Genomic DNA, 13,103 nt, shown 5'->3' with positions numbered 1-13,103 from the left:
TAATGGGGAAAACGTCTGGGGAGATAAACCCCTCTGGTACTTATTGGCAACAATGGGTAGTAAGGGTTGTCGCCGAACCAGAAATCTAGAACCGTGAGGTCTGGAGAATCCCCACGCCTTCAGGCTGGGGAGTATGTCAAAAACTTTGGCGCGATACCTCCCCGATGTCTTGTCTCAAGTCGAGCCGGATTTGGTGCTGTACGATGCTGGAGTCGATCCGCACATCGACGATCGCCTCGGAAAGCTCGCACTGACAGATACGGGGATTTTTCGGCGGGAAATGCAGGTGTTGAGTACTTGTGTCGGGGCGGGCTACCCGGTAGCCTGTGTCATCGGAGGCGGGTACAGTGTAGATACGAACGCCCTCACCTATCGCCACAGTTTGCTACATCGCGTTGCCAGCGACGTATTTCGACAGTATCGGTTGTGAGGCGATCGTACTATTTTGCACTGTCCGTCTTAGGTTTCCATGAGCGATTTCACCAACCGTTATTTCAAACGCTTTTCCTTTCGCGCCGTCGTTGCGATCGCCCTCAGCGTGTGGCTGTTCTGTTTCAACTTCAGCGCGATCGTCCGAGCCGACGACACCACCTCCGCCACGGAAAATAACACGGCGATTCCCGAAGTTACTGTTCCCGATACGGTAGATTCTAATACGATTTCGTCTGAAAAAGTCAGTCAGTTCGCCACAGCCTATTTACAAATTCTCGATTTACTCGATCGCCGAGGAAACGAGTTACAAGAAGCAGAAACCACCTCAGAACTTCAACGCATCGAACGAGAACTCGAAGCCGAAATTATCGAAGTAATCGATGAGGTCGGTTTGACGCCTCCAGAATATTTACAACTGCTCACCTTAGCGAACACGGATTCGGATTTCGGCGAACGGGTCGTCACTCAATTACAAGAGATTGCAACTCCACCCGAGGGCAACAACCGTTAATTTTTATTAAAATAATCGAAAAAAGAGCAGTAGAAATACTGTTCTTTTTCTGGTTAACGATCGACGATGCGATTGGCTAAATCGACCCCTTGTCCGAAATGGGCGATAACTGTAATTGCCGACACGAAAAAGTAAAATAGGCGAATTCCCCACATACAAATAGCAAAGGCAAGGGAAAGTTTTTTGGAGGTCAGTCCCATTTTGCCTTCAACATGGGAAACGACCCTCGATTCGAGAATATCGACAGAATCTAATTGAGCGATACGTACGGGTAAGGAAGGATAGCGTGCGGTGTGTAAATAAAATCCCAAAATTCCCGTTTGAGAGACTTTGCCTTCGAGATAGTCATCGGTACGGTCTTTAGATTCGATCGCCGAAATATTTTCGTTCGTCGAAAACTCTTGAATCCAGTTGTCGTAACGTACGATCGGACCGACACTCAACAACACCGGAAGCAGGACGATGACGACGGCGACGTTAAAGCGAATCCCGAATTTTCTGGGGACGAAAACGGTGGCGAGTCCCAATCCCAAGCCGAGAATCGCAAAGACTAAAATATTGAAAATTTCGGCAATCTCGATACCGCGCATGAGATCGCCGAGAAACTGAATGCGATACAGAGAATTTTCAGCCAGCAGGGTTGTAAAAAGTTTGACGATCGCAGCTAAACTAACCGAGAATGCCGAGACGATGAAAAACAGGAGGACACCGATTGCGAGTTTGAGGCGATCGAAGGCGGTTTTCGTTTGTTGGCGTCGGCGAGCACGTTTGCGAGCGAGTTTGCGGGGGATGGGGGAGGCTAAGAGCGTCTCTGGACTCTGTCGGTGGCGATATCCGTTCGTCGAGGGGTCTAGGGGGTGGGAGGCGATCGCGTCGGGGTGTCTCGGCGTCTCGAGGGCGATCGTTTCGCGCCAAAGGGGAACGGTACTCTCGCGCACGAACGCGAGGACAGTAACGCGGTCGATCGAGCCGGTGTTGAGTTTTTCCAAACCCCGGCGGACGAAGTCGACCATAAAATCTCGATCTGGCGGTCGTTCTCCCGTGGCGATCGCCGACAGATGATTTCCGTCGACTCTCACGTTGACCGTAATCTGCTTGACTTGCAGCGACTGGTTCATTAACGAGGCGATCGCCTCGGGATTGCCTTGTTTAGCTTGGGTGAAAATCTCAGCTCGAACCATCGCACTCGACTCGATTATGATGAGGTGTTGAAACGAACGTCGAACGTCTCGACCGGATGCGGTAACGACCGCTGCTGTCTTTCCCCCGTCCCGTTTGCGGGTTTGGCCTGTCCTCGCTTCGAGAGCCGATACGAAGACGTGACTCGAGGTAAAAGGGAAGTTCGTTCACTTTAACCGCCCATGACCTATTTCCGCACGATCCGCTTTGCCGATACTGATGCGGCGGGTGTTGTATATTTTGCCAGTTTAATGTCAGTCTGTCACGAAGCTTACGAAGCGGCGATCGCTGAATCCGGAATCGATCTGCGTTCGTTTTTTAGCGGTTCTGATGTGGCCGTTCCCATCGTGCGGGCTGAAATCGATTTTTTTCAACCGCTTTTTTGTGGCGACGCGATCGAAGTTCGACTTGCCCCCAATCAACTCAGTTCGAGCGAATTTGAAGTCATTTACGATATTTTCGTAAGGGGATGCTCTCGCCGAGCCAGCCGTGCGACCACGCGCCACGTTTGCATCGACCCTCACAAGCGACGACGCCAACCGTTACCCGAGGCGATCGAACGTTGGGTGTCGAGTTCGGCACAATCCCTCGAACCCTCACCAGACGAGCCGAGAACGTCGATTTTAGACGTTCAGCCAACCGATCCCCAGGAAAACCAGCCATCCGAGTAGGGTAAAAACGGCGAACAATCCCCACATCAACGGCAAAATCCACTTGTTGTCGAAGTAGCCGAGCAGGGGAGTAAAGGCCACTAAGAGCAGGACGGTGAAGAATAAAATTAACAGGGCTAACATAGACGCTTTCAGTTAAGACGCGAGAGGGTCTGAGGCTAGTGTTATTATCGGATGCAGTTTAGCGTTGGGAGCAGATCTTAACGTCAGCTTCAACTCGTCGGGATGAAAGGGGGTGAAACATCCAAGAACGGGTGTATCTCACTTGTGCGATCGCAACTCCACCCATCCTTCCCTTGTTGATGGGAGGTGTCGAAGGACGTTCGGCGAGGTGTTCGACGAGGTGCGAAGGGATGTGCTACGAAGGAGAAAACGTCCCTAATCTAGCGTTTTATCTAGTCACTGTGGGATAACTGTCTAGAGTCTTGGAGGGCGATCGTCAGTGCTTAACAATACCTCTAGTGGGGAAGTTATCCTGCACTTGCAGCCTAATCGAGAGTTAGACGCTTTTTACTTCAGTTCATGGAAGTAAAATTTAAGAATCCATTAGCATTACTAAACCTCTAACAAGATTTGCTAAGTACGATGTATCGTAACTTTAAGATTTCGATTAAGGTTTTGATTGCTGTATCTCTTGCTCTCCTCGCTCTTTGTAGCAATCCAGCCTGTGCCCAAACGAGTTTCGACTTAACTGGAACATGGCGCTTCGTACACGGGACTAGCAACGGGGTACTGGTGGTAGAGCAGCAAGGAAACTCTATATCTGGATTTCTAGTTAACTTGAGAGGACGTATTACTGAAATCCAAGGTACAGTCATGACTCTAGAGCGTGGTGCAGGCAAACGGTGGGGAGTCATGAGAGTTGAATTCGAACGTGAGAGCGAACCCCAGGTTTTCGCAGGTTATACGTCTCGTCCACCAGGGGAGGGGAGTGGTCGCCTTTCAGGAAATGCTATGTCTGGTAATTTCACATATAATGGAACTCCTGCAGGTATGTGGTACGCTGAAAAACTCACTTCAGCGAGAATGGGACGCCCTTAATGGAGCCGTAGGTTAGACTAACTCTTCTGTTGGTTCGGAGTGGCAAGATCGCGCCGTAGCTCAACCCGGGCCGTGATTTCAGTGGTTTTAAATGTTCCTATTGTGTCTGAGTTCCTCTGGCAGCAGGCGTAAAGGCTAAGGACTCGGTTTTTTCGAGATGGGATCTCGTGTTGCTAAAGAAAGCATCGGGCTTCGTTGTAAAATAACCTCACACAACTCGACTAAGCTGTCGTACTACTCAAACCGAGTTGGGGAAATCGCCTGAAATTGGCCGGTGCACGTTCTCAGTCAAGACTGTAGCGATAAAACTTATGAGTTCTCTCGAAACAGCGCAACTTCAATATCGAGATTTCGTGCGATCGCTCCGCAGTTTGATGCTGAGTACGGTCGATACTTCGGGAAAACCTCACGCGAGTTACGCTCCGTTTGTCACGGACGAAACCCAGAATTTGTATATCTACATCAGCGGTTTGTCAAGTCACACGAAAAATTTACTTGCCAATCCCCAGGCGAGTATTTTACTGATTGAAGACGAGTCCAAAACTGAGGAAATTTTCGCCCGTCGCCGTTTGTCCTTCGAGTGTCGCGTCGCGACGATCGCTCGTAATACAGAGGTTTGGAATCGAACGCTCGATCGCTTTCGAGAACGATTTGGCGCTCTCATCGATGTCTTGCGGAATTTAGAAGACTTTCAGTTATTTGTTTTAACGCCCGTTTCGGGACGGTTTGTCGTGGGTTTTGGGGCAGCCTACGACATCGATCCAGACGATCGCGATCGCCTAATTCCCGTTAAACCCAAATCTCAAAAAACGTAGAGACTATCATACTCCATTCTGTTCCAATAGGCTGGGTTTCAAGAAATCTTCACCACATCCCCCCTTAGCCCCCCGCTGCGTTGGGGGGATAGGGGAATAGAGGGGCTTTTGGAGTTTAAAAATACAGTATTTGAGTTCAAATTCTGTATTAACAAATACTTTTTTTAAAATTTAAAACGATCGATTTTTTATATATTTTTTGAAAAATTGTATTTTTTGAAAATCGGTTGAAGTACAGACTTTAAAGACCGTTTCAACGTATTTTCAAACTCGATCGCTTTCCCGTAAAAGTTTCCGCCGAACTGCGAAACCAGATAGTGCATTCTTAAATAGGGCTGTCTGGAATTCACCCGACAAGCTAACCCCAAATAATACTGACCCCGTTGAATGGCTTCTGAAGACCGTGCCAGCCTTCCATGACACATCAACCGTCGCCCGAGATCGAACAAGTACGCGGCTTTTTCGTGAGGCTCTAACGTCCCTAACGTTGTCGCGGCGAGATCCCGAGGGCGATGATATTTCTCAAATAATCTTAAATGACCTTCTATGACGATTTGACTATTTTTCGTGGCTTTCGCACCGTCCGTAGAACGACTGGTTTCGTCGTCGCAGTAGTCCACTAACACTTCGGGGACGACCTCGAAGTCGCAAACTTGCGCCAGTTGTAAATAAAAATCCCAATCTTCACCGCATCGCAGTTGGCGATCGAACCACACGCCACGATCGAGACAGTCTCGTTTCACCATTACCGTCGAGGGCGTGCCGATTAAATTGGAAAATAGCAGGTTTTCTCGCAAATTTCCACGATCGCGAGGATTGCGGACGCGCTTGAGATTTCCTTGGGCGTCGGTAAACCCCAGCCAAGTGTAAACGATGCCAACCTTGGGCGGCGAATTGGCGAAGACGCGCAGTTGCTTTTCCAACTTTTCGGGACGCCACCGATCGTCGGAGTCGAGAAAGGCGACGTAGGTTCCGCTGGCGGCCTCGATTCCAGTATTGCGTGCCGCACAAACCCCTCGATTGGGATCGTGGCGGAGGTAGCGAATTCGCGAGTCGCCAAACTGTTCGACCACCTGTTGCGTATTGTCTTTCGACCCGTCGTCTACCACGATGAGTTCCCAGTCTGCGACGGTTTGCGCCAGAACGCTGTCGATCGCGCGATCGATGATATAGGCGCGATTGTAGGAGGGAACGATAATGCTAACCGTCGGACGACTCATGGGGCTTCACCTTCATCAGTTGCAAATACGCTGCGACCGCACTCTCGTTGGTAAAGCGATCGAGCCACTCAGGAGGTGCGGATTTACCCCCTCCCTCGAGAACCTCCGTCATGGCGTCGGCTAAGGCGTCGCTGTCTCCAACCGGAACGAGGGTTCCGTACCGGCCGCCGTCGAGGATTTCTGACGGGCCGCTGGGACAATCGGTCGAAACCACGGGAACGCCTAACGCCAAGGCTTCAATTAAGACGGTGGGTAAGCCTTCCCAGGCGGAGGACAAGACGAAGGCTTTCGATCGCGCCATGTACGCATAGGGATTGTCCGCGTAACCGAGTAAGGCGGCGTCGTTCTCGAGATGGAGTTGGGAAATCAGGGCTTCGAGAGCGTCGCGATCGGGTCCCCAGCCCAAAATTCCCAGGCGACAGGGCTGTTTTTGCCGAACTTTGGCAAAGGCGCGAATCAGGTTGGGAAAGTCTTTTTGAGCCTCGAGTTTCCCGACGCCGAGAAATACCGGAGGTTCTCCCGGTCGAAACCAGGGACGATCGATCGCTTCGGCGGCCCGATCGCGCAATTGGGGGGTCACGACGGGATTGTACACCACGCGAACCCGGTCTAAACCGCTGGCTCGAGCTAAGGCTTGCGCTGCACCTTTAGAAACCGTTACCACTTCGTCGGCGAGGGGATAGAGATAGCGGACGGCGAAGGGAATGGCGAACCGCTTGAGTCCCTTGAGGTTGCCGAAGGATTTCGAGACGGTGTTGTGTTCGCTGACGAGGATACGCGTGGAACTGCGACTGAGGTATTTGGCGGCGATCGCCACTTCGTTGGCGTAGTGCATGGCCGACAACAAGGCCGCCGGACGCTCGCGATCGAGGTAGCCGACGAGAGCGGGTAACATCGCCACCGTTCGCCCCGCGTTTAAATCCACCACGCGCACGTCGTCGGGAATTTTACTGAGGTGAGGTCCCCAGGCTTTCCCTAAAACAATATCGACGTTCGTGCCGCGATCTCGCAGTCCTCGAGCGAGGTTGAGGATTACGCGTTCGGCACCGCCTCCCCCCAAGTAGCTGAGAAAGAGGGCGATCGTCGGAGCGCTGTTCGCGGGGGGGTCGGCAGATACTGGAGTGGTTTCGGCTCCCGTCACGTTCGACATCCTCATCTCCCAAACATTACTGAGGTTCTTCTTTCGATGCTACTCTCGACTGTAACCGCGCCACCGCGACCCGTTCGGAGAGTTTGCGCGAATTTTACATTCGCCCGTGAATTCTAAAAGTTTTGTGAATTTTATACGTAATTTCACTGACTTTAAAGGTGCAGAAGTACACTCGTACCTGAAATGTTATTTTGCTTTGGGTTGCCGCCTGGGTGCTACAGCCTCCGCGAAATTGCGGATTGGGTGGGTTCGAGCCGGGGGTGCGACGGGCTTGAGTCCTCGACTCCGCTCGGACTCAACGCTCGGCACGTCGAGATGGCGATCGACGGTATCCAAAGTCTCGAAGGCTCGAAAAGTCGATGGTAGAACGATCTCCTTCAGTTTGTTTTCCGAACCAATCCGCCGTCGCGTCTCCGTCGGGGAAAACGACGGTTTTGTTCGATTTGTCGGTTCGGGGACATCACCCGAGTTATTTACGACATCTTATCGAATACGTGCGGCGACACGATCGCGATCGCGCGATCGCCTTAGTCGTATCTCCATCATTCGTTACAGAACATCCCGATGTGGTGACACTGGCAAACGAGACGGCGGGAACCCGCGTCGTTCCAATTTCTGAGGAGGAATTCGCGGCTTTACCGTCGCGGAACTCCAAATGGGGGCGTCTGCGCCGCTATTTCGACGAATGGGAGCTGTTGCGCCGCACGGCAGAACGGCTCGAGGCGGCTCATTGCGTGGTGATGTATTTCGATACGTACCTGCTTCCCTTGGCGTTGGGGGCGTCGCTACCCTGTCCGTTTTCGGGGATTTACTTTCGTCCGACGTTCCACTACCACCAGTTTTTCGGCGATCGCCCGTCGCGCAAAGAGCAACTGCAACGCTGGCGGGAAACCCTAGTGTTGAAACGGGTGTTGCGACATCCCAACTTGCATCGAATGCTCTGTCTCGATCGCTTTTCCGTCGAAGCCGTCGATCGCCTTTCTCCGACGCCGAAAGCGGTTCCCCTCCCCGATCCGTTGGATTTCCATCCGGTTTCCGACGAGCGAGTCTCGCAAATTCGCATTGGATTGGGCATCGAACCCCAACGGCGAGTCGCCTTGTTGTTCGGGGCATTGAACGAGCGGAAAGGGGTGTTACAGGCGATCGCCAGCTTGCGACAACTGCCCCCGGAACTCTGCCAACAACTCTGTGTGTTGCTGGTGGGGGAATCTCGCATCGTCGATCGCATCGAAGCCGAAATCGCCGAAGTGCAGATCGATCGACCCGTGCAAATCCTGCGACAGTACGAATTCGTCCCCGAAGCCGACGTTCCGGCCTATTTCCAACTGTCGGATTTAGTTCTCGCTCCCTACCAGCGTCACGTGGGCATGAGCGGGATTTTAATTTGGGCGGCGGCCGCCGGAAAACCCGTTCTCAGTTCCGACTACGGCTTAATGGGAGAACTCGTGCGACGCTACCATCTAGGCATCAGCGTCGATTCGACGAATTCCGATGCGATCGCCCGAGGATTGACGCAATGGCTACTTGACAAAAACAACATTTCGTGCATCGAGACTCGACTCGATGCCTTTGCCCTCGAAAACGTGGCCGAAGAATTCGCCCGCGTTATCTTCGAGGCCGTGGACGAACCGTTACGTCGGGTGTGAAGTTCTTGCAATGAAGGGATTGCGATGCTGGTCGTTCTACCGTTTCTCGCCTTAGCCCTGCTGGTTCTCGTTTTCCGCAAACGGGGCAACCCCTGGACGGACGCCGTACTGTCTGGCGCGTTGTGTTGGGGGGCGTTCGTCGTCGTCACTACAGAACTGTTTGGGGCGTTCCAAGCCCTGACGGGGGTGAGTTTGACGCTCGCCTGGGGACTGTTCGACCTGTTGGCGATTTTCTACATCGCGAAATATCAGCCTCGGGAGATGCCCAAAACCTCAATGTCGCATTCGTCGTGGTTTCAGTGGTTCCTCGTGGGCTGCACGATCGCCCTCGTCGCCACCATCGCGGCGATCGCCCTCATCGCCCCCCCCAACAACTGGGATTCGATGACGTACCACATGGGACGGGTAGTGCATTGGATGCAAAATCAAAGCGTCGCTCACTATCCCACCGCCATCACCCGACAAATTTACCAAGGGCCCTTTGCCGGATTCACCATTACTCAACTGCAAATTCTCAGCGGGGGCGATCGCTTCGCCAATCTCGTCCAGTGGTTGGCGATGGTGGGAAGTTTGTTCGGCGTCGCGGCGATCGCTCGAGAGTTGGGGGCGTCATTGCGGGGGCAAATTTTGGCCGCCGTCGTCTGCGTGACGCTTCCGATGGGAATTTTGCAGAGTTCTAGCACCCAAACTGACTACGTGGGTGCGTTTTGGATGACCTGTTTCGCTTACTACGTTTTACGTTACTGGGACAACGAGCGCAAAATGTCCCAGGTTCCCCAAATGGGGGCGAGTTTGGGCTTAGCGATCTTAGCCAAAGGTACTGCCTACTTGTATCTGTTTCCCTTCGGCTTGTGGTTTGCCATTTCCAGCATTTGGCGGTTTCGGACTCGCATTTGGCAACCTTGGGTGATTATGGGAGCGATCGCCCTCGGGTTGAACCTGGGTCATTATTCTCGCAACTTCGCCGCCTTCGGTTCGCCTCTAGGCGCAACGGAAACCTACGATATGGGGGGCTGGAGTCTCAAACTCCTGCTGTCGAACGTCTCGCGGAACCTGGCGTTACACCTGAGTACCCCCGTTCGTAAAATCAACCTGATCCTGATTGGCGTCGTCGAACAGTTCCACAATCTCATCGGGGCGGATGTCAGCGATCCCAACACCACTTTTCCCCCCGGACAACAGTTCGACATTCACAGTCGCGTCAACCACGAAGACTTAGCCGGAAATCCCCTGCATTTGATTTTGGGATTTCTCAGTGCGATCGCCTTTTTCTGGAATTGGAAACGGTTTGAATCGAACCAACAGCTGAAACTGGCATTGTATCTCGGTGCGATCGTCGCGGGTTTTCTCCTATTCTGTTCCCTCATTATCTGGTCGCCCTGGCGATCGCGGCTACATCTACCGCTGTTCGTCTTACTGTCGCCGTTTATCGCCGTGGTGTTAGAACGAGTCGTCAAACCCCAACTCACGAACGCCGTGGCCGTATTTCTAATTTTGGCGTCGCTGCTGTGGCTGTTGTTTAACGAAACCCGTCCCATCGTCGCCAACAGTAAATACATCGAAGAAAATCGCCTTGAAAATATTTTCAATACCTCCCGCAACGACCAATACTTCACGCCCCGGCCGGAAATTCGCCAATCTTACAACCAAACCGTCGACTGGCTGGCCGAAAATAGCTGTACCGATATCGGTTTGTCCTACGACGGCGACGCTTGGGAATATCCCCTATGGATGTTGTTAAAACAGCGTCTCGACAGTCCCTTTCGCATCGAACACGTGCGTTTAGTCGAGGCCAACCCCACCAAAGACTTACCCTATCCCAACGGCGAGTTTACCCCCTGCGCGATCGTCGCCAACCAAAACGAGGACGTCAAAGCCACCGAGTTGGAGTGGGGCGAACAAACCTTCACCCAAGCTGAAAAATACGGTGCGATCGCGGTTTTTTCAGGGAACAATCCGTAGGGTGCGTGACTTGAAAAATGGGGTGTCGCACGGGAGACCGAAAAATCGTCACGCACCGACAATGTACACCGCCAACAGACAAGAGAAAAATGGGGTGTCGCACGGGAGACCGAGAAATCGTCACGCACCGCCAATGCACTCCCCTTCTCCCCCTCTCCCCTTCTCCCCCTCTCCCCATCTCCCCTAAATTCGATCGATCGCGCATAAAATCCCTGGTATACTCCACCCTCTCCGTCAGCGATGACTAAACTGATTATTCAAATTCCCTGTTACAACGAAGAAGCCACCCTGGGGGTGACGCTCTCCGAACTCCCCCGCGACATTCCAGGGATCGATCGGGTCGAATGGCTGATTGTCAACGATGGTAGCGTCGATCGCACCGTCGAAGTCGCCCAAGCCTGCGGCGTAGACCACATCGTCAGTTTCGACCACAACCAGGGACTCGCGAAAGTGTTCATGGCGGGAATCGACGCCAGCCTCAAAGCGGGGGCGGATATCATCGTCAACACAGACGCCGACAACCAATATTGCGCCGCCGATATCCCCAAACTCATCGAACCGATTCTCAACGGAACCGCCGAGATGGTCGTCGGAGAACGCCCCATCGCCGATATCGAGCATTTTTCCCCGGCGAAAAAAGTCCTGCAACGCCTCGGAAGTTGGGTCGTTCGCATCGCCAGCAACACGAAAATTCCCGACGCCCCCAGCGGATTTCGCGCCTATTCTCGTAACGCGGCGATGCAGTTAAATGTTTTTAACGAATATACCTACACCCTCGAAACGATTATTCAAGCCGGACAAAAGGGAATGGCGATCGCCTCAGTTCCCATCCGAACCAACGGCTATTTACGCCCCTCGCGACTGGTGAAAAGCATTCCCGCTTACATCCAGCGATCGATCTTTACGATCCTGCGAATTTTCATGACCTATCGTCCCCTGCGGTTCTTTTCGATCGCGGGAAGTATTCCCTTCACCTTGGGGATATTGCTGTGTATTCGCTGGTTGATTTTATTTGAACCCGATCGCGCCCGCACGCCGAGTTTGATTCTTGCGGCAATTTTAATCCTCATCGGCTTTCAATTGTGGATGTTCGGGTTAGTGGCGGACGTGATGTCTGCCAACCGCAAACTGCTCGAAGACGTACAACTTCGCTTGCGGCGATCGGCTTACGAAAAACCGAATTCAGAAACCCGTCAAGTCAGGACAGATGGGACAGTTCGCTCCAACCAAAAGGCGTCTACTGAGGTATCGTCATGACTGCAACGAACGAGTCTTCTACGCCGTTAGAAACGGGAGCGATCGATCCCGCATCAGTGCGCGTCGCGTGGCTGTTAACCTCGGCATTTTTCTACTGGCAACCCGCCATGAAATGTCTCACGGACTTATTCCCCAATACCACCGTCTACACCAGTCGCTGGCATGGATTCGCCCCCGGACTAGAAGATTCTTTTCGCGTCGATATTGTCGGAGAACGTAAACTCGTTGCTCTCAAAAAAGCCGATAAAGGTTACGGCAGTACCTTCACCTATCTTCCCCTACAAATTGTTGGGCGACTGTCAAAATTTAAACCCGATGTCGTGTTTTCCAACGCCTTCGGTGTTTGGACGTTACTCGCCTTATTGTCCAAATTCGTAAGCGAGTTGCGCGTCGTCATCGCCTACGAAGGAAGTTCCCCCAGCGTAGACTATCGAAATTCACCGTTGCGGTTGGCGTTGCGGCGTTGGATGGTGCAAACCGCCGACGCCTGTATTAGTAATTCTCACGCCGGACGAGACTATTTAATAAACGTCTTAAATTCCGACCCCAAACGGACGTTCGTGCAACCTTATGAAGTTCCAGAAAAAGAATCGTTAAAAGTTGATGATTCCGATGTAGAAAACGAACTTTCAGATTTACCGAATCCCCGATTTTTATATGTTGGGAGTTTGATTCCCCGCAAAGGATTAAAACCTTGGTTGAACGCCTGCGCGGAGTTGGAACGACGTGGAATTGGCGATTACAGCATTATTATCGTCGGTGACGGCGAACGGCGAGAAGAACTCGAAGCCTTTTGTCGCGACAACGGAATAGAACATCGCGTGCGGTGGGTGGGGCGCGTTCCCTATCATCAACTCGGAGCATATTTCCAACAATCGGACATTTTCGTGTTACCCACCTTTGAAGATACTTGGGGCATGGTCGTCCTCGAAGCAATGGTATTAGGAAAACCCGTTCTCTGTTCGGAATATGCCGGGGCGGTGGAGTTGATTCGCGACGGCGAAAACGGCTATCGCTGCAATCCCAACCAATTGGAAATGTTCGCTGATTTAATGGCGAAATTCGTCGAAAACCCGGAGTTAGCGTCGCAGTTGGGCGAAAACGCCCGTCAAACGATGGCGCAGTACACCCCAGAAGCGGCGGCGGACTTTATGAAACAGGTGATTGAAAGAGTCTTAGGAGGCGAGTCGCATGACTGAAACCACTTCTCCCCCTCCCC

Annotated in this window: 10 protein-coding genes and 2 pseudogenes; 8 read left to right on the top strand and 4 right to left on the bottom strand. The window is 52.4% G+C overall.

The genetic code is table 11. The features are described from left to right. Positions 1-139: 139 nt before the first annotated feature. A pseudogene (locus tag POG22_RS18095) lies at positions 140-430 on the top strand (histone deacetylase); the annotation flags it as partial. Positions 431-469: 39 nt separating this feature from the next. Continuing rightward, on the top strand, positions 470-943 hold the full coding sequence (locus POG22_RS18090) for a DUF4168 domain-containing protein (protein ID WP_498906706.1): 474 nt from the start codon (positions 470-472) through the stop codon (positions 941-943). A 53-nt stretch (positions 944-996) separates the two neighbouring features. Here the strand turns inward: POG22_RS18090 and POG22_RS18085 are convergent, their stop codons facing one another. After that, positions 997-2,124 carry a hypothetical protein gene (locus tag POG22_RS18085; protein WP_498906705.1) on the bottom strand — a complete coding sequence of 376 codons (1,128 nt, stop codon included), beginning with the start codon at positions 2,122-2,124 and terminating at the stop codon, positions 997-999. 180 nt (positions 2,125-2,304) lie between these two features. Between POG22_RS18085 and POG22_RS18080 the strand changes: the two are divergent. Next, positions 2,305-2,700 (top strand): annotated as a pseudogene (locus tag POG22_RS18080) (acyl-CoA thioesterase); the annotation flags it as partial. Positions 2,701-2,745: 45 nt separating this feature from the next. On the opposite strand, the gene POG22_RS18075 reads toward POG22_RS18080, so the two are convergent. After that, positions 2,746-2,916 carry a hypothetical protein gene (locus POG22_RS18075; protein WP_190288764.1) on the bottom strand — a complete coding sequence of 57 codons (171 nt, stop codon included), beginning with the start codon at positions 2,914-2,916 and terminating at the stop codon, positions 2,746-2,748. A 1,229-nt stretch (positions 2,917-4,145) separates the two neighbouring features. Here POG22_RS18075 and POG22_RS18070 point away from each other — a divergent pair. Beyond that, positions 4,146-4,649, top strand: a complete 504-nt coding sequence (locus tag POG22_RS18070) for a HugZ family pyridoxamine 5'-phosphate oxidase (RefSeq protein ID WP_498906704.1) — start codon at positions 4,146-4,148, stop codon at positions 4,647-4,649. A 188-nt stretch (positions 4,650-4,837) separates the two neighbouring features. Here POG22_RS18070 and POG22_RS18065 read toward each other — a convergent pair whose 3' ends face one another. Next, entirely contained in the window at positions 4,838-5,869 is a 1,032-nt protein-coding gene (locus tag POG22_RS18065) for a glycosyltransferase family 2 protein (protein ID WP_498906703.1), read from the bottom strand. Then, positions 5,850-7,019 carry a glycosyltransferase gene (locus POG22_RS18060; protein ID WP_082901912.1) on the bottom strand — a complete coding sequence of 390 codons (1,170 nt, stop codon included), beginning with the start codon at positions 7,017-7,019 and terminating at the stop codon, positions 5,850-5,852. The genes POG22_RS18065 and POG22_RS18060 overlap by 20 nt, the downstream gene beginning before the upstream one ends. A gap of 359 nt (positions 7,020-7,378) precedes the next feature. Between POG22_RS18060 and POG22_RS18055 the strand changes: the two genes are divergently transcribed. The 4 genes from POG22_RS18055 (at position 7,379) to POG22_RS18040 (ending at position 13,083) form a co-directional block, all read left to right on the top strand. Then, positions 7,379-8,665, top strand: coding sequence for a glycosyltransferase family 4 protein (locus POG22_RS18055; protein WP_498906702.1), 1,287 nt, complete (start codon positions 7,379-7,381; stop codon positions 8,663-8,665). Between the two features lie 24 nt (positions 8,666-8,689). After that, entirely contained in the window at positions 8,690-10,627 is a 1,938-nt protein-coding gene (locus POG22_RS18050; protein ID WP_498906701.1) for an ArnT family glycosyltransferase, read from the top strand. Between the two features lie 240 nt (positions 10,628-10,867). Beyond that, positions 10,868-11,884: a glycosyltransferase family 2 protein gene (locus POG22_RS18045; protein WP_498906700.1), complete on the top strand. Its 1,017-nt coding sequence runs from the start codon at positions 10,868-10,870 to the stop codon at positions 11,882-11,884. After that, the gene (locus POG22_RS18040) at positions 11,881-13,083 is read left to right on the top strand and encodes a glycosyltransferase family 4 protein (RefSeq protein ID WP_498906699.1); all 1,203 of its coding nucleotides are present in this window, start codon (positions 11,881-11,883) and stop codon (positions 13,081-13,083) included. The genes POG22_RS18045 and POG22_RS18040 overlap by 4 nt, the downstream gene beginning before the upstream one ends. Positions 13,084-13,103: the final 20 nt, after the last annotated feature.

Origin of the sequence: Geitlerinema sp. CS-897, assembly GCF_028368005.1 — a bacterium.
GTDB lineage: Bacteria > Cyanobacteriota > Cyanobacteriia > Cyanobacteriales > Geitlerinemataceae > Baaleninema > Baaleninema simplex.
The sequence above is the reverse complement of the archived record's forward strand: the minus strand, read 5'-3'. Positions and strand labels throughout refer to the sequence as shown.